15 protein-coding genes, 1 pseudogene and 1 other annotated feature are annotated in these 17,830 nt (G+C 48.7%); of the genes and pseudogenes, 12 read left to right on the forward strand and 4 right to left on the reverse strand.

Translation table 11 applies throughout. The features are described 5' to 3' along the window. Positions 1–584 precede the first annotated feature (584 nt). From AD944_RS07935 to ehuD, 7 genes are all read left to right on the forward strand, one after another. Complete coding sequence (locus tag AD944_RS07935; RefSeq protein ID WP_045543591.1) at positions 585–2,840, forward strand: TonB-dependent receptor domain-containing protein; 2,256 nt, start codon at positions 585–587, stop codon at positions 2,838–2,840. 66 nt (positions 2,841–2,906) lie between these two features. After that, positions 2,907–4,088, forward strand: a complete 1,182-nt coding sequence (gene doeA / locus AD944_RS07940; RefSeq protein ID WP_039903830.1) for an ectoine hydrolase DoeA — start codon at positions 2,907–2,909, stop codon at positions 4,086–4,088. 10 nt (positions 4,089–4,098) lie between these two features. Further along, positions 4,099–5,109 (forward strand): N(2)-acetyl-L-2,4-diaminobutanoate deacetylase DoeB, encoded by a 1,011-nt coding sequence (gene doeB, locus AD944_RS07945; RefSeq protein WP_045543590.1) that lies wholly within the window; start codon positions 4,099–4,101, stop codon positions 5,107–5,109. Continuing rightward, positions 5,106–5,903: an amino acid ABC transporter ATP-binding protein gene (locus tag AD944_RS07950; RefSeq protein WP_082741347.1), complete on the forward strand. Its 798-nt coding sequence runs from the start codon at positions 5,106–5,108 to the stop codon at positions 5,901–5,903. Before doeB ends, AD944_RS07950 begins: the two co-directional genes overlap by 4 nt. A gap of 8 nt (positions 5,904–5,911) precedes the next feature. Beyond that, a complete protein-coding gene (ehuB, locus tag AD944_RS07955; RefSeq protein ID WP_052427293.1) occupies positions 5,912–6,796 on the forward strand; it encodes an ectoine/hydroxyectoine ABC transporter substrate-binding protein EhuB in 885 nt (294 codons plus the stop codon). Further along, complete coding sequence (ehuC, locus tag AD944_RS07960; protein WP_035380554.1) at positions 6,793–7,452, forward strand: ectoine/hydroxyectoine ABC transporter permease subunit EhuC; 660 nt, start codon at positions 6,793–6,795, stop codon at positions 7,450–7,452. The genes ehuB and ehuC overlap by 4 nt, the downstream gene beginning before the upstream one ends. 4 nt (positions 7,453–7,456) lie before the next feature. Beyond that, a complete protein-coding gene (gene ehuD / locus AD944_RS07965) occupies positions 7,457–8,194 on the forward strand; it encodes an ectoine/hydroxyectoine ABC transporter permease subunit EhuD (protein ID WP_045543589.1) in 738 nt (245 codons plus the stop codon). Between the two features lie 103 nt (positions 8,195–8,297). Here ehuD and AD944_RS07970 read toward each other — a convergent pair whose 3' ends face one another. Beyond that, positions 8,298–8,786, reverse strand: a complete 489-nt coding sequence (locus tag AD944_RS07970) for an Lrp/AsnC family transcriptional regulator (protein ID WP_035380549.1) — start codon at positions 8,784–8,786, stop codon at positions 8,298–8,300. A gap of 182 nt (positions 8,787–8,968) precedes the next feature. On the opposite strand from AD944_RS07970, the gene AD944_RS07975 reads away from it, so the two are divergent. Next, a complete protein-coding gene (locus AD944_RS07975) occupies positions 8,969–9,895 on the forward strand; it encodes a DMT family transporter (protein WP_346190210.1) in 927 nt (308 codons plus the stop codon). A 306-nt stretch (positions 9,896–10,201) separates the two neighbouring features. After that, on the forward strand, positions 10,202–10,750 hold the full coding sequence (locus tag AD944_RS07980; RefSeq protein ID WP_166443833.1) for an IS5 family transposase: 549 nt from the start codon (positions 10,202–10,204) through the stop codon (positions 10,748–10,750). Here AD944_RS07980 and AD944_RS07985 read toward each other — a convergent pair. Continuing rightward, a pseudogene (locus AD944_RS07985) lies at positions 10,730–11,949 on the reverse strand (IS3 family transposase). The gene AD944_RS07980 and the pseudogene AD944_RS07985 sit on opposite strands and share 21 nt — an antisense overlap. After that, positions 11,555–11,671 (reverse strand) — a sequence feature (AL1L pseudoknot). It overlaps the preceding pseudogene by 117 nt. Positions 11,950–12,219: 270 nt before the next feature. On the opposite strand from AD944_RS07985, the gene AD944_RS17410 reads away from it, so the two are divergent. The 3 genes from AD944_RS17410 to AD944_RS08005 all read left to right on the forward strand — a co-directional run bounded on the left by AD944_RS17410 (position 12,220) and on the right by AD944_RS08005 (position 14,292). Beyond that, on the forward strand, positions 12,220–12,555 hold the full coding sequence (locus AD944_RS17410) for an efflux RND transporter permease subunit (RefSeq protein WP_061138871.1): 336 nt from the start codon (positions 12,220–12,222) through the stop codon (positions 12,553–12,555). Positions 12,556–12,744: 189 nt separating this feature from the next. Beyond that, positions 12,745–13,248, forward strand: a complete 504-nt coding sequence (locus tag AD944_RS08000) for an RNA polymerase sigma factor (RefSeq protein WP_045543584.1) — start codon at positions 12,745–12,747, stop codon at positions 13,246–13,248. Positions 13,249–13,338: 90 nt separating this feature from the next. Then, a complete protein-coding gene (locus AD944_RS08005; RefSeq protein ID WP_045543583.1) occupies positions 13,339–14,292 on the forward strand; it encodes a FecR family protein in 954 nt (317 codons plus the stop codon). 38 nt (positions 14,293–14,330) lie between these two features. On the opposite strand, the gene AD944_RS08010 is transcribed toward AD944_RS08005, so the two are convergent. Beyond that, positions 14,331–16,781, reverse strand: coding sequence for a TonB-dependent siderophore receptor (locus tag AD944_RS08010; RefSeq protein ID WP_045543582.1), 2,451 nt, complete (start codon positions 16,779–16,781; stop codon positions 14,331–14,333). A gap of 649 nt (positions 16,782–17,430) precedes the next feature. Then, positions 17,431–17,830: transposase (locus tag AD944_RS08015; RefSeq protein WP_156477254.1), on the reverse strand; the 400-nt coding region annotated here is incomplete at its 5' end.

The following is a 17,830-nucleotide window of genomic DNA, read 5'->3' on the forward strand; positions in this document are numbered from 1 at the left end:
AGATTGTAATGATAATAAAACGATTTTTCTCAATTATCGTTTTTTTTAGGAATGCAAAAAATCCTTACGTTAAAAAACAGGGAGGTCACTCAAAACGCTGGTCGGGATACTGTTCTGAAAGAGGATGGGGCTAAGGACTGCAGCCAGTATCTTTCAACGCGTGGACGCAACGTTGCCAAGGAGACTAAAACAGAGGCGCATGCTTCACTACGAAAATATGTGAGAAGTACGCTTATAGCGCATATTATCCTCTCATATTTGCATCGATATGATGCAAAGAGTCTCCCGCGCTTTGTTATTCTGGTTTCGATATGAAACTGGAAAAGGCGCGATCCCCAGATCTTCTCGGAATGCTTTCTCCAGCCATGCCATCGCTGTGAGATACGCCCAATACGTAATCTGGGTTTTCGTTGCCGACTGTTTCCTGACGAGACGCATGGACCAGTGGCCCTTGGCCTTTGATGAGGAACGTACGGATGAAACAAAGCACTTTGTGCCCTTTGCTTTTATGCTCGACGCTATTTGTGTCGGTCGGGGGCTCTGAAAGTCTCGCAGCTGAGTCGCATCAGAAAGCGAAGGGCCATGTGGCGTTGCCCAAACAGGCCGGCGTCAAAAAGATTACGAGAGCAAAGGGCCGAGCGCGCGCAGCAATCTCTTCTGGAGAAGAGTCTGTAAATGTTGTCACGCGCCGCGCCTCCCATGGCTCCAATGAAATCATGACGGCGCGTGACATAGAAAAATTTGTTCCTGGCACCAATCCTCTCAAGGTGATTGCGCAACAGCCGGGTGTGCTCTTAACAGCAGCCGACCCTATGGGGCAGGATAGCTGGGCGACACAGCTCTACGTTCGCGGTTTCTTTCAGGACCAGATTGGCTTTACCCTTGATGGTATTCCACTTGGCGAGCTGACTTACAGAAACTACAATGGTCTGGGCATCAATCAGGCGATCTCACCTGATAATATCAGTCGGATGGATGTCTCGCAGGGGGCAGGGGCGGTTGATACCCCCAGCACCAATAATCTCGGCGGTGCGATTAGCTTTGTTTCCATGGACCCGACACGGAAGCGGCAGATTGATATTAGCCAGACGTTTGGAAGCAATAGTGCTTTTAGAACATTCGTGCGTCTCAATTCCGGCGATCTCAACGCGTCCGGTACACGGTTCTTCGTTTCCTATGCGCGTAGCAATAGCGAAAAATGGAAAGGTTCCGGCCCGCTGTTTGATCAGAAAGTGAATGCCAAATTGGTTCAGCCGGTTGGTGAGAACAGTGAAATCTCGGCATTTTTTGACTGGGACGACCAGCAATATCTCAGCTATCAGGACCTTTCTCTTAATTATCTGCACACATTGGGGCCACGTCTGGATAATTTTTATCCAAATTATAAAGGGGCTTATCTTGCTGCGCAGGGTATTTTCACAAACGGGCAGGATAAAAGCAATGATCCGCTGGATGCCATGTTCTATGATTCAAGTGCAATCGCTCGGGATTATCTGGGTGGGCTAAAAGCGCATATTACACTTGCCGACAACCTGACATGGGATAGTGTTGCGTATGGTCACTCAAACCTTGGATGGGGCGGCTACGCCAGTCCATTTGCGTCCTCACCAAATGGTGCCCCCCTGCGTTATCAGGAACATCAAGGATCCATTGCCCGGTATGGCTTTACGACGGGCGTAACATATCAGATCGCTCACAACACGATTAACAGTGGCGTATGGTATGAAAATAACCGTTATATGATGGATTATTTTGCGTATCAGATGCCGCTCCTTGGTGAAGGAAAGCCATTGAATCCGCTCTCCATGAGCAGTTTCAGAAATCCGATTGGGCAATTGTGGGGCACAACGTACAACACAAACACGTTTGAATATCACCTTCAGGACACCTACCGTATTCTCAAAAATCTAAGCGTACACGCTGGCTTCCGCTCCATGCTGGTTACAACTCATGGTGGTGCAACAGCGAATGATGTGGCTTATACAGGGCAGTCTGAGCTTCCTTCTGGTTCCTTGACCACAGCCGCCGCTTTTCTTCCGCACATCAGCGCCAACTGGCGTTTCCTGCCGGGGCACGAACTCTATTTTGATATCTCCCAGAACAAGCGCGCTTATGCTCAGGGTGGTTATCAGATGGGCCAGGCCTGGGGTGTAACCAATCAGGCAACGTTCCATGAATTGCAGAAAACCATCAAACCCGAATCAGATTGGGCTTATGAATTGGGCTATCGTTATAATTCCAACCTGATTTCGGCGTCGCTTAATCTCTATCGGGTTAATTTTTTCAATCGTCTTCAATCCATGGCATCCGCATCCATTGTCGATCCGGTTTCTACCGTTGTGAATGTTGGATCCGTTACGATGAACGGTGTTGATGCTGCTTTTACAATCAGGCCAATAAAGAACCTTTCCATATATAACAGTATTTCCTATAACGATTCTCGTTACGGATCGGATATAACATCGGCGGGTGTGGTGTATCATCAGGCGGGAAAGAAGGTCGTGAACTACCCGGATTTCATGTACAAAGCGGGTGTGGATTATACCTATAAACGAATGTCGGCCCATTTTGATGTCAATTATATTGGCAAACGGTATCTGAGCTATATGAATGATACATCCGTTCCGGGCTACTGGCTTGCCAATCTTGGGGCAAAGTATCAGTTGGGAACAAAAGGCTTCCTGAAAAACATGACGTTTGAATTCAACGTCTACAACCTTTTCAATTCCTCTTACATCAGTACGATGGGAGAGAATGGAAACCCCTTTATGGGAGATTATCAGAGCTTCATGATTGGTGCGCCCAGACAGTATTTCGGGACAGTACGTGCCAGATTCTGACAAACGATATTCGGAAACTGTTTTATAAAATAGCCTGTCTTCACTTTTTCAGAAAGAATGTGTGATATGGATCATGCAAGGTTGAGATTTTCCCGCGAAGAATATGCTGCGCGTCTTGAGAAGACACGTCAGGAAATGAGCCGACGCAATGTCGATCTTCTGATCGTAAGTGATCCATCAAACATGGCATGGCTGACGGGATACGATGGATGGTCATTCTACGTTTATCAATGCGTCATTGTTCCCTTGTCGGGAGAGCCAATCTGGTTCGGTCGGGAACAGGATGCCAATGGTGCGCGCAGAACAGCGTGGATCAGTGAAGAGAATATCCTTGGTTATCCTGATATCTATGTTCAGTCACCAGAACGCCATCCAATGACTTATCTGGCAGCCAAGATCTCGGAACGGGGGTGGCAGGCTGCTACTATTGGCGTGGAGATGGATAATTATTGGTTTTCTGCTGCCGCTTATGCCGCGTTAATGAAGGGTCTGCCAAATGCCCGGTTTTTGGATATAACTAGTCTTGTCAACTGGCAGCGCGCGGTAAAAAGTCCGCAGGAAATTGTTTATATGCGGCGGGCAGGTAAGATCGTCGAGAATATTCATTCCAGAATCTATGAAAAAATAGAACCAGGAATGAGAAAATGTGACCTGGTTGCAGAGATTTATGATGCAGGGCTTCGTGGCACAGCGGAGTTTGGTGGAGACTACCCTGCAATTGTTCCTTTGCTGCCATCTGGCACAGATGCGTCGGCTCCTCATCTTACATGGGATGACCGTCCTATGCTCAAGGGTGAGGGCACTTTTTTTGAAGTTGCCGGATGCTACCATCGGTATCACTGCCCGCTTTCCAGAACAGTCTTTCTTGGTAAGCCAACACAGGCTTTTCTTGATGCGGAAAAAGCGACTCTTGAGGGTATGGAAGAGGGGCTTCTGGCGGCAAAGCCTGGCAATTTGTGTGAAGATATTGCCAATGCCTTTTTCGATGTTCTGAAAAAATACGGAATCAAAAAAGATAATCGGACAGGATATCCTATTGGTCTGTCCTATCCGCCAGACTGGGGCGAACGCACGATGAGTTTGCGGCCCGGAGACAAGACTGAATTGAAACCCGGAATGACGTTTCATTTCATGACTGGTTTATGGCTGGATACAATGGGTTTTGAAACAACCGAAAGTATTCTTATTACCGAGACAGGGTACGAGTGTTTGGCAAATGTGCCCCGCAAACTGTTTGTGAAGGACTGAGCGCCGCATCATGACGGATACACAGCTTGATTCCCCTATTGTCGCTACCGTTCCGTTTGATAAAGACGGTATTCATCATGGCTTCCTCCGCCTGCCTTACAGCCGTGATGATTCCGCCTGGGGATCAATCATGATTCCCCTAACAGTTGTGCGTAACGGGGAGGGGCCAACCGCTCTTTTGACCGGTGGTAATCATGGCGATGAATATGAAGGGCCTGTTGCGCTATTTGGGCTTGCGCAAGAAACTGATCCTTTAGATGTTTCTGGTTGTGTCATCATTGTCCCGGCAATGAATTATCCTGCCTTTCGTGCAGCCACACGTACCTCGCCTATTGATCGTGGGAACATGAACCGCATTTTTCCCGGCCGCCCGGATGGCACGGTGACAGAGAAAATTGCGGATTATTTTCAGCGCGTTCTATTGCCCATGTGTGATATTGTTCTGGACTTCCATTCTGGTGGTAAAACACTGGATTTTATTCCATTTGCGGCGGCACATGTTTTACCTGATCCTGTTCAGGAAGAGAAATGTTTCTCTGCTGTCAAGGCTTTTGGAGCTCCCTATTCATTAAAAATGGTCGAAATCGATTCACGCGGAATGTTCGATACAGCCATTGAAGAGATGGGAAAGGTATTTGTCACAACCGAACTTGGCGGTGGTGGCACGGTTTCAGCAAGAACAGCGGAAATTGCCCGGCAAGGCGTGAGGAATGTCCTGCGGCACGTGGGTATCCTTGCGGGTGACGTTGTGACGTCACCTACGCAGTGGTTGGACATGCCGGGAGATGAGAGTTTTGTTTTTGCAGAGCAGGACGGTCTTCTTGAAATGTGTGTTGATCTTGAAGCTCCGGTAAAAAAAGGTCTGACAATAGCGCGCATTCATACAATTGATAGAACTGGTGTCGCACCGACACGCATTCTTGCGCCCTGTGATGGTATTCTGATTGCTCGGCACTTTCCAGGCCTTATAAAAATGGGTGACTGTGTGGCATCTTTTGGCGTTGTAATAGAAGATTTATGATCATCATGGAGCAGATAGCCGCGTCACGTCCGATGGTACAAATTTCAGACGTTTCAAAGGCGTTCAACGGTATATCGGTTCTTGATGGTTTGAACCTGGAAATTCCCATAGGCCAGAAAGTTGCTTTGCTTGGCCCTTCAGGGTCCGGAAAAACGACAATCCTGCGTCTTCTCATGACGCTGGAAACAATTGATGCAGGCCAGGTGCGGATTGAAGGTGTTCCGATGTATGAGGGAGCACCTGACGCGCCATGCCTGCTTCCCGAAGGCCAGATTCGTGCTGTTAGATCACGAATTGGAATGGTATTTCAACATTTCGGTCTTTTTCCGCATTTGAATGTTCTGAATAATATCGCACTTCCTCAGATCCTCAATGGCCAGGCAGGAAAGACTGAGGCAGAGAACCGAGCACACGAGCTTTTGCAAATGGTTGGATTAGGGGAAAAGGCCTACCTTCTTCCTGACCAGCTTTCTGGCGGCCAGAAGCAACGGGTTGCTATTGCACGGGCGCTAGCTCTTCAACCTGATATTTTGCTCTTTGATGAACCGACTTCAGCCCTTGATCCGCAGCGCGTTTCTGACGTCCTAGATCTGCTTAACATGATTTGTCGGAAAACTGGCACCACCATGTTGCTTGTAACTCATGAAATGGAGTTTGCCCGGCAGTTTGCCGATCGTATCCTGTTTTTTGATCACGGTCAGATTGTCGAAGATGGCGCACCGGATGTGGTGTTCACCAATCCAAAGGATAATCGCACACGGGCCTTTCTGGGGCTCCCTGTCATAGATGTGTGATACGGAATATGATTTCTTTTTCAAAGAAAATAAAAAAATATAGTTTTATTTTAGGGATTTCTCTTTCATTTTTGTACTTTATCCATTCAGCAGATTGCCGAGCAAACGGTGAGAGCCGCCCAACGCGGCTGGAAAAATTGCAAAAACGTGGGTATGTACGAATTGGTCTGTCCAATGAACCTCCCTGGACAGTAATTGATGCAGACGGGCAGGTGGGTGGTGCTGGCCCAGACCTGACTCATGCTGTGTTTCAACGAATGGGGGTTTCAGAACTGCAGGGTGTGTTGTCAACTTTTGGCGGCCTGATTCCAGGGCTTCTGGCCGGACGAAGTGATGCAATCAGCTCAGGTTTGTTTATCCAACCCGGCCGGTGTCAAGCCGTTGCTTTCTCAGAACCGGACTTATGTGACCGAGAAGCATTTCTCATGAAAAAGGATATGCCTCTTGCACTAAAAACCTACCGTGATTTGGCGACAGACTCCTCGCTGCAAGTGGGCGTGCCCGCAGGAGGTACGGAGGAACGAGAGGCGTTGGCTGCGGGGGTTCCAGCGAGCCGCCTTGTTCCCGTTCCAGATGGTCCTAGTGGAATGATCATGCTTCTGGCAGGCCGCATACAGGTTTATTCCTTACCTGCATCTTCTGCACAGCATCTGGTTGATCTCTGGCGTGGACAAAAATTTTCTCTTGTGACGGTAGAAGACGCGCCGGTTATGTGTGCCGGAACAGCGTTCAGCCCGAATGCTGTTGACCTCAGGGATGCTTATGATCATGTGCTGGCAAAACTGAAGGCCGACGGGACGTATGACCGGATCTTGCGGGCGCACGGCTTTGATCCCTCTCTCGCGCGTGGTCATACGCGAGAGGAGTTTTGTAGGGGGAAAGAGTCCTTATGACAGAACTCGTTTTATCTGATCTGCTCCGCTCTGTTCTACGTGGGCTGGAAATTACGGTCATTCTGACAATTTCCGGTAGCATTCTCGCTTTTGTGTGCGCGTTCGTTTTTGGTTTGGGTCGTGTTTCGCGGTGGCGTTTCATTAGAGTTTTCAGCGTTTGCTATATTGAACTTTTCCGCGGTACGTCGGTGTTTGTTCAGGTTTTCTGGCTTTATTATGCTCTTCCGGCATTCGGGTTGTTACTATCGCCTTTGCTTGCTGGCATCCTGGGGCTGGGTCTCAATGTTGGTGCGTACGGGGCAGAAGTTGTTAGAAGCGCAGTGCAGGCGACTGGCCGAGATCAGTATGAAGCCTGTTGTGCGTTAAATTTTACCCGGTATCAGACATTCAGATATATTATTCTGCCGCAGGCTTTTCCCCGTATGTTGCCTGTGTTCGGCAATAATATGGTCGAGTTGATGAAAGCCAGCTCTATTGTCTCGTTAATATCGTTGTCAGATATTACTTTTCAGGCACAGCAGTTCCGTATCCGGACGGGGCAGACTTTTCTTCCATTTGCAGTGACGCTGATTGTTTATTTTATTCTCTATCTTGGCATTCTTTTCTTTATTCGTTCTGTAACGCGATTGGCTAACCCTCAAAAGGTGAAGGTATAATAATATGACGTGGGATAACCATTTTGTCGTCATGGTCTTCCCTTATCTGCTGAAAGGGTTGCAAGTTACTATCATAGCAACTCTCTGCTCATTCGCTGTGGCGGTGTGTCTAGGGCTGGCAATCGCCGTCCTTGAAAAAATAACCCGAGGGCCAATTTTTTTTCTGATCTCTGGTGTCACACATTTCATTCGTGGCACACCGCTTCTTGTTCAGCTTTTTTTTCTTTACTATCTTCTGCCGTACGCAAATATCACGCTTCCAGCGTTTGGTTGTGGAATTTTGGGTTTTGGTGTTCATTACGCAACATATCTGTCAAATGTTTATAAAAGCGGAATTGAAGCAATTCCCGTATTGCAGTGGGAAGTGAGTAAAGCCTGCAATTTTTCGCCTTTCCAAACATGGCGATATGTTATTCTCCCTCAGGCCATCCGTTCTGTACTTCCCGTTCTGGGCAACTATTTCATTGCTCTGATCAAGGAAACACCGCTTTTGTCGTCAATTTCTGTTATGGAAATGATGGGAGAAGCCAGTTTGTTTGGCGATATGCACTATCGCTACCTTGAACCCATTACTATGGTCGGAGTGCTGTTTCTAGCTCTTGGTATGGTTGCCAGAGGTTGCGTTGGAAGTATGACGAGGATTCTCGGTGTGCTGCGTGAAAAAGACGATCATTCTGCGTCTTCTCTCAAGGGGCCTTATGAAAATTCTAAAATGGACCCGTCTGAGAATCTTATCTCGTAAAACGTAACAGAATAGAAATTAATTAACGCAAATAAATCCATTTTTTCAGAAATAATGGAGATTCACTGTATTTTATTATTTGACGAACATGACCTGCTATCATTTATTTGCCCAGATGTCCTGTTGGAAGAGCGGTTGTGTATTTGATCTGGCTCAGGGCGAAGCTTGAGCGTATATTGGAGACAACAGGAATTTTTGTTAGGAAATCCAGAATCAATTCCTGAAATTTCACCAGGTCTTCAACAACAATACGCAGCATATAATCAGACTCTCCGGACATAAGATAACATTCCATGACTTCGGGTCTGGTTTTTACGGCCTTGTTGAAAATCTCAAGAGAGTGTTTGTCCTGATGTGTTAAAGACACGTGGACGAAGACATTCACTGCCAAGCCAAGTGCCAGTGGATTCACAATGGCGACCGATCGCTGAATTACGCCCTGATTTTTCATCTCATTGACACGGCGCCAGCAGGGAGAGGCTGAAATTCCTGCTGCCATAGCAAGATCGTTATTGCTGATTTCACAATTTTCCTGAAGCACATTCAGAATGCGTATGCTGGTGGTGTCCAGCGTAAAAGATGTTTCAGGCAAGATGTTCCCCTAAATTAGAGCATCAAGGTTATTATTACCAGATTATTCACAAAAACGCAAAAGATAAGTCAGATTTTCCAACAAGCCTTTTTTAATATTTCGGCACATGATGCTGCAAGGTTCTTTTTGCTTTGCAGCCCGCGAAATTTCAAAAGAACGGACTTTCTTGAATGTCGTCCTCAATGGTACAGCCAGTAAGAATTTCGGCAACAAATGAAACTAACTTCTGGTTGGGTGTTATGGTTGTGCTCTGGGGATTAAGTTGGCCTGCTATGAAAATCGCTGTTGGGCTAATGGATCCGCTGTGGATGGCAACACTCCGTTTTGCGACGGCAGGATTCTGCCTGTTTCTGTTTCTGGGGTGGCGACGTGAACTCAAACTACCCAAGCGCGGTGACTGGGCCATTCTGGCAAGTATAGGCGGCCTGCAAATGATGGCCTTCACAGCGCTTGGTGTAACAGCAATGCAGTATACAGATGCGAGTCACGCGGCACTTCTTGCTTACACAACGCCTTTATGGGGCTTGCTGGCTGGTTGGTTGCTTTTTGGGGACAGACCAACTTCAACACAGTTAATTGCACTATGTGTCGGGCTTTGTGGCATTGGTTTGATCTGTTCGCCGCTAGAGATGGATTGGAATCGTCCTGGCGCAGTGTTGGGGGCCGCTATGTTGCTTCTGGCGGCGGTAGGTTGGGCGTTGGTGATCCTGCATGTAAAGCGGCATCAGTGGGTTTCCCGTCCTATTGATCTGGCCCCTTGGCAGATGCTGTTTGCAACTGTCAGCCTGACCGCGATGTCCTTGGCTATTGTGGGTTTGCCCCATGTTAAAAGCTGGACGCCCGAACTGTGGGGACTGCTGCTGTTTATTGGACCGGTTGCAACCTCACTCTGTTTCGTAATTTCAGCGGAATATGGACGTCGTGTTTCAACGTTTACCATGTCCAATGTGACATTGGGCGTCCCGGTTATTGGCGTTCTTGCTTCAGTGGTATTCCTTCATGAACACATTACCGCTTTGCTGGCAATTGGACTGGCGCTGATTGTTGGTGGCGTTATTTTCGCGACATGGGCAGGAGGAAGAGCGCGGAAGAGTGTTGATGAAGGATGATGGAGTATCTTTTACTCTCGGTAAGTTTACGTGTTTAGCAAATTCTTTCGTAATTTCGTGACGGTGTTACGTGCTGCTCAGTTTAGCAGGAACATGTAGAGATGTTCCTGCTAAAAAAGTTTGCTTCTTATTCAGATAGATTGATCTGCTTTTAATACGGCTTCCAGCAATATGTTGCCCTTGGAGGGTTCTAGGGCCAATCCATATTCATGATTTCCAAATGGCCTGATTGCTGATTGACAGATCTCCGTGCTGATGTGTGGAGCGGACGATGGGGATCAAGCAATACGAACTGAGCGCAGCTCAATGCGAGCAGATCAGGGTTCTGTGCCCGGGAAAGTGAGTGATCCTGGGCGGACGGGATTATATAATCGTCTGTTTTTAAAAGGATGCTTATGGGTCTTGAGATCAAGCGCGTATTGGTTCGATCTGCCTGAACGCTATGGAAACTGGAAGACGCTCCATCGGCGTTTCAGTCGCTTGTGTCATGCCGGCGTGTGGGAGCGGGTATTTACCGCGCTGGCCGCCGATCGCGACAAAGCGTATATGATGATCGACAGTGCCATCGTCCGCGCCCACCCGCACGCGACGAAAGGAAAAGGCGGGGCGCAAAATCAGGCGCTGGGGCGTTCCCGAGGTGGATTGGCCACCAAGATCCACACGCTGGCCGACTCCCAGGGGCGACTGTTACGGTTCATTATCACCAGCGGTCAGCTTCATGATGCCACCCAGGCATCTGCATTGCTCGAAGGTCAGACTGCGGGCGCGCTCATCGCCGATAAGGCCTACGACTGCGATTGTTTTGAATTGCCCCGGGATTTGTGGAGACGTTTTTTATCTGATTTCATCGGCTAATGCATGTGATTTCTGTTTCCCATAAAAACGTGCTTCAGCTTCTGCTGGCGGGATGTTTCCAATGGAGGACAGGAGCCGCCAATTGTTGAACCAGTCGACCCATTTAAGCGTTGCCAGCTCAACAGCGTCCCTGTTTTTCCATGGCCCCTGCCGATAGATCCGTTCGGTTTTGTAAAGTCCGTTAATGGTCTCCGCGAGAGCATTATCATAGGAACCCTCAACACTGCCGACAGAAGCAACAAGACCCGCTTCAGCCAGTCTTTGTGTGTAGCGAATGGACACATAAGTGACAGCCGCGGTCGGAATGGTGGGTCACTTTTCCCTCAGGTTGCCTCTGGCACAGAGCCTACTCAAGGGCATCCAGCACGAAGTCGGCATGGGCCGTTGAAGAGACACGCCAGCCCACAATAACCCGGGCAAACACATCAATGATGAAGGCCACATAAACAAAGCCCTGCCAGGTGGAAACGTAAGTAAAATCCGAAACCCAGAGCCTGTTGGGGGCTGGTGCATGAAACTGGCGCTGCACCAGATCCTGTGGACAGGGCCGTGCCGGATCGGGCCGTGTGGTTCTGACCTCCTTGCCACGAATGACGCCTTTAGCCCCATCCAGCGCATCAGCCGCTCTACCGTGCAGCGGGCGACATCCAGACCTTCACGTTTGAGCTGATACCAGACCTTGCGCGCTCCATAGACGCAAAAATTATCGTTCCAGACCCTGCGGATTTCATGACACATCTCTTTGTTTTTCTGGTTGCGCAAACAGGGATTTTTCTGTCTCGCCTGATAAGGATAAGAGGCAGATGGTGCAATCGACAGAACCCTGCAGATTGACCCGACAGCATATATCTGCCGATGCTCCTCAATGAAGCGTGTCATGGCCTGAAGATGCGGTCGAGCTCTCCTTCCGCAAAATATGCTGACGCTTTGCGCAGGATTTCATTGGCCGGCCGCAGTTCGCGGTTCTCTCGCTCCAGTTGCCTGATCTTCTCCCGATCAGGAAGATCACTTACCGCAGGTGCATTGGCCCGCTCATGCAGACGGGTCCATTTTGACAGCGTGTCAGGATGAATATCCAGCTTTGGCGCTATTATCATCACTGCGGACCAGCGTGATGGATGGTTCTTCTCTTCCTCCAGAACCATGCAGGCTGCACGGTCACGAAATTCAGGCGGAAAACGCTTCGATTTGTTGCTCATGAATTCTTCTTACCTCTCGGGTCGTTCTGCCTCCACAAATCCCAGGGCAATTCACTTCCAGCGCGATTCGGAGATCTTGAAACAGTTCTGGATCAGCCCATCCGGCAGCTCCGCCTCGGGTAGCTCGGCGTCAAACACCATCTGGGTGGTGACATCGCCGACAGCCAGCACTACGGCGTCGACGAGTGCGACGGCGTTCAGGAATCAGATCGCCCATTCTCTGGCGGGCGGGGCCAATGCATCGACCTGTTCGGCCTGCCGTTCTCGGGTATGGCGGTGATCGCCATGCTGCTGACGGGCATTTCGCTGAAGAACGCCATCCTGCTGGTGGATTTCGCCATCCATGCCGAGCGCGCACGCGGCATGACGGCGCGCGAGGCTATTCGGGAGGCGTGCCTGCTGCGGCTGCGGCCCATCGTCATGACCACCTTTGCCGCCGCTCTTGGCGCGCTGCCACTAATACTGATGGGCGGCTACGGCGAGGAACTGCGTCAGCCATTGGGTATAGCGCTGATCGGTGGCCTGCTCGTCAGTCAGGCCCAGACCATGTTTACCACGCCAGCACTCTATGTGGTGGTGGGGCGGCTTATTGGGTGGAGGAGATAAATGATATGTCTGATGGCAGTAGTACGAGATTGTATTCCACATGACTTGGGTCTCATCCGGCGTAAAATAGGGTTTGACAGAATTAAAATTTACCTGCTGACAGCAGGTTCATGTCCTGCGCAAGAAGAGTTTGCGAATGATTCCTAAAAATGCTAGGAAGCCTTAGCTCTCATTGGATACCGGCATAAAATGCAGGACACAATCGCCTTTTTAACGGATATTATTGTCGATGAACGGCCTGTGCTTTTGCGCCTGATGTACCGTATCATTCGTAATAAAGAAGCAGCAGAAGACGCTGTACAGTCTCTATTTGAGAAAATTCTGCGTATTGAGCAGCCAGGCCTGATTACTAACCCCAAAGCTTATCTCTACCGTTTGGCCTCTAATCTTGCCATTGACCACGCCCGTCGTATCGGGCGGCAGGATGATGTGCAGGATAGCATTCATGACCTGCTTTGGCTGGAAGATGACAAACCTTCGGCAGAGCAGCATACGGCTGCTAAAAAACAGCTCGAAAATGTTGAAAATATTATAGAGACCATGCCAGAACCCATGAAAACCTTTTTCTACCTAAACCGTTTTCAGGGATTGACGCAAACTGAAATTGCCAGCCGCCATGGTAAATCTGTCTCTATTGTCAATCGTTATATTCATCAGGCCCTGGAAAGGTTGTCTTGCGCCAGAGATAAATGATATTCTTTTGTCAGGGTCATGATGTGTCAATATCCTGCTGATATCGCCTTGATAATATGACAATAAAAAACAACTGAGTACGGACAAATCTTGATCAGCGCGCACAATGAGATAGCAAAAACTGCACGGTTCTGGATTGTTCGCATGGCATCAGGCAAGATGACAGCGGATGAACTGTCTGAATTTCAAAAATGGCGGCATCTCTCCCCCGAACATAACAGAATTTTTGAAAGTGAGCGCACACTCTGGCGCACGCTTGCCGTTACACCCCTACAAGACCACACTTTGCAGGCCTCCGCGCACCGTATGCAGCGCAAGCATAAATTTAAAACACGTCTTTATACTCTGACCGTACTTGCTGCATCGGCAGTCTTTTTGTTGTACACACCCACCCTCAAACTATGGTTACAGGCCGACCAGTGGACCGGCACATCTGTTCGCACGGTCATGTTAGCTGATGGTTCCGAGGTTGTTCTTGATAGCAATACCGCTATTACGGTGCATTACACAGCCACTCGCCGGGATATTGGTTTACTGCGCGGGAATGCTCTTTTTAAAGTTCGGCATGACCCCGCTCGGCCTTTTCGGGTTGCAGACAGGTACGGCAAGGTGGAGGACATAGGCACTGTTTTTGAGGTGCGCGACCAGTTGGAGAAAGTGAGCGTCTCGGTTCTTCAGGGGTGTGTTGATGTGCATGGCTCCGAGTCCTCCCGTGTTGCAGCGCGTCTGCACGAAGGGGAGCGTTTTACCTATGGCGGGCATGGAGATGCTGTATTTGAGAAAAACATAAGCCCGGACGATATTGCAGTCTGGGCGCGGGGTGAGTTGATGCTGGATAACGCAACAGTACCCGAGGCTGTGCGGGCTATGGCACGCTATCTGCATGGTGCGGTCTATGTTTGGGGAGGAAAAGCAAAAGATATCCGAATAAGTGGGTCTTTTCGCCTGGACCGGATAGATGATGCACTCAAAACCATTGCGGCTACCGCAGGGCTGAAAATGCTTTATCTGCCCGGTCATATTCTGGTGTTACGGCCTTTATAATAACGGAAAAGGCCGCCTGAACAGAGTGTAGGGTACGTTTACCAGTGGTAACCAATCGTGCCGTAAACAACGCGCTGGTTACCGTAGTGGCAGAAACGGGTTGAACCGCACTGAACATATGTATTATTTGCAAAATTTGTCATGTTCAGGCGAAAATTTAACCCGTTTACGGCTTTAAATACTTCTCCTGCGTTCCAGCTCATACCCGTGTCAAACAGTATAAAAGATGGGTTTCGGAAAGAGTTGGCCTGGTCTGCCCAGCTTTTATCTTGATACCGGACACCAAAATTGACCGAAAGACCAGGGGCAAGGCTTTTAGGCAGGTGGTAATCAAGGAAGCCTGATGCCGCATTGGTTGGTTGCTGCACAAGGCGTTTACCCAAAAGAGAAACACTTTCACCAGAAATGGTGTTACCTGTTAAAGTTGTACGCGAATTGTAAACTTTATTCCATGTATAATTCAGGATAAGGTCAAGGCCCTGTGCCAGGTTGGCATGTGCTGAAACTTCAACCCCCCGGGATTTTACTTGCCCTATTTCGCTACTATATTGTGGAAAATAAGGATCACTGACCAGCACATTATTTTCAGAAAGATCATAATAAGCAACGGTCATAAAAGACTGAAGATGCGGGATCTGATATTTCAGCCCAACCTCCCATTGGTGCCCGCTTAGCGGGTCGGGTTGAACAAGGTTTCCTGCGCTATAAACCTTCCCGGTTTGCGGCATGAAAGACTTCGAATAATTGAAGTAGGGAGCAAGCCCAATTTTGGAAACATAATTGATGCCAACATTCCATGTAAACGGTCTGTTAAACATTTTTCCGTAGCCATTCCAGTCTTGCCGCCCTGCAAGGGTTACATAGAAACGCCGCCAGTTAATCTGGTCTTGAAAATAAATACCGTCTTGCCAGTAAGCATATTTTGCCGTTGTAGATTTGCCGCCCGTAGCCTGAATATAATCTGAAAACGTATATTGGTTATAAAGCGGGTTAGTAATACTGACCGCAGGGGCAGAAGCAAAGCCCCAGCTTCCCTGCGACCATTGACCACGATAATCAACGCCTACCAGAAAGGAGTGAGAAACAGGGCCAGTTTTCATTTTGTAACTCACATTGGCCGTTAACTGTGAAGAGCGCCCGTGTGCATCGCTATTACAAAATGCTGAGCGCTTCATGATGTTTTTTGTAACATCAACCGCACCAGACATCAGGCTGCAACTTCCATCACTTTGTGCATCAAACCGGGCTGTTACGTTAAACTGGAGGTTTTTTGTAAATTCATGATGAAAAAGGGCTTCCAGCATATATTGCCGGTTCCAGTTTTCATTAAAAGCCGGGTCACCATAAAATCGTGAAACAGGTATGCGGCCTGTCGGGCTTTTAATCAGGCTTCCATAGGCGGGAATGCCAATCCATGGGCTCCAGCTTTGCGGGTCATAGGCAAATTGCCCAATAAGCGTAATATCGGTTTTTTTGTCTATTTTCCATTCAATATCACCCTGTGTCGCAAGGCGTTTATAGTGGTTATATTGAGTTTGAGAGCCTTGCGTAACACCCATGCCAATAAGCCTGTACAGCACAGTGCGGCTTTTGTTTAAAGGGCCGCTCAGGTCGATCTGCCCCTGGTAGCGCCCATAATTGCCAAAGCCAATATTTGCCTGCCCTTGCGCTTTTTCTGTTGGGCGCTTCAGTGTCATGTTTATCAGGCCGCCGGGGTTGGCCTGCCCATACATGACAGAGGAGGGGCCGCTCAGCGCTTCAATCCGGTCAAGAAAAAAGGGATCGGTTACGGATGTGCCATTCAGAAGGCCATCCACAAAAGTATAGGACTCAAACCCGCGTTGATGCACAGGCTGAAACAGGCTGGCCGAGGGTGTACTGTCGTTTGCAGTCAAACTGACAACCCCAGGTGTATAACGAAGCGCAGCACCAATGGTCAGGGGTTGGAGGTCATCCATCTGCTGTCGGGTTACAACGTAAACAGACTTGGGAGTGCTGATTAAAGGTGTATCCGTGCGGGTAGCAGATGCACTGCGCGTTGCCACAAACCCTACACCGGGTCCGTAAGCAGATTGTGCGTCTTGTAGTACAGACGCTCTCCCCCCTACACGCACAGGCCCTAACATGATGGCTGAGTTTTCTTTGCCAAGAGTGGCGCTGTGAGCGCCGGTAAAACGTGGCGAAAGGCCTGAGGCCGCCGCCAGTCGGGTAAGTGCCTCTTGCGCTGTCATGGTGCCAGATATTGCCGTTGAGCGGGCGTTCCCTGCGGCAAGGGTGGGGTAGGCTACCTGCACACCAGATTGTTCAAGGTAGTGTTGCAATGCCGTGCGAAGTGGTTGTGCCGGAATTGAAAAATGGTGTGTAGCTTCGCTGTTACTTTCTGCCGCATGGGCCGCCCGTGACAGCAGGCCAGGCGCGATGGTGGATGTGAGGAGAGTAAGGTAGAGGCTCACAAGAGGGGCTGACGCGTGGCGTCGTATATCATCCATCGGCTCTGGTTTCCTAAATGCAACTGAGATGTGTTCTCAAAAAGAAAGTTATAAAAGGAAGACGAAATGAAAGTGCGGGTCTTCACATCCGGGTAAGTTTTTTTTGAGATTTTCTTTCTGCGGCAAAATCGTCTGAAAATTATGCTGGCAAATATAGAGTAATAAATGGTATATTCAGTTTTTAGGATAAAAGATGGTTTTAAAATTTTCAAATTATTATTATATATAAAATAAAATTTATACCAAAGGATACCGTATATTTAATTTAAATATTCCAAAAATAGATAATGGTAAAGCAATGGAGTGGTGTTTCGGGAGAAAGCGCAAAATCTAATGTCGGTTTAAACGTAAGGTCGGAGGGGGCTTGTCTGCTTTCATTTATAGATGGCTTGTGGCGTCCTGAAGAGGGTTGCTGTGGTGCTGGCTAACATAGTTCTGATTGTCCAGCCGAGCATTAGGGTCATCTAATCGAAGCCGAATAGGCCGGTGGTCTTGCTAAGTAGAAGGAGTGCAATCTGGAGGGTTCGAAAAACCTTTGACTGACTACTTTTGTGCCTGATTTCCTGTTTTTGACGTGTTAATTTCTGGTTCCTTAGCCTGATTTTCGCTCTGCGATTTGAGCATACAGGGGACTGCCCCCTCTGGATGACTACGCGCTCGCGCTCAATCTTTCGAGGAAGAGAAAGCGGCGCATGTTGTAGACAATATTGGCCAGTCCGATCCTCATGGTGGCCCGGGTGATACCGATGGTTCGGATGAACAGTCCCGTCTGCAATTTCTGATCGGCAAAGACATGCTCGACACGAGATCGGACCACTGACTTTCCAGCATTCGATTTCTGGATATGCCGGGGCATAGGTTTGAGATGCGGCTTTTTCCTGTGAACCTTTGAGACAAAGCTCTGCTTTTCCATGAAGTCTTCGTTGGCTTTGGAGCGATACGCCGTGTCTGCCCAGACGCTTGAGGTCGTATTGGTTTTATCCAGCAGCCCTTCTCGCAATCGCGTGCCATCACTGGCGGCGGCATCTGTCGTCTTCCATTTCTGGATG

Origin of the sequence: Acetobacter tropicalis, from assembly GCF_001580915.1 — a bacterium.
Lineage (GTDB): Bacteria > Pseudomonadota > Alphaproteobacteria > Acetobacterales > Acetobacteraceae > Acetobacter > Acetobacter tropicalis.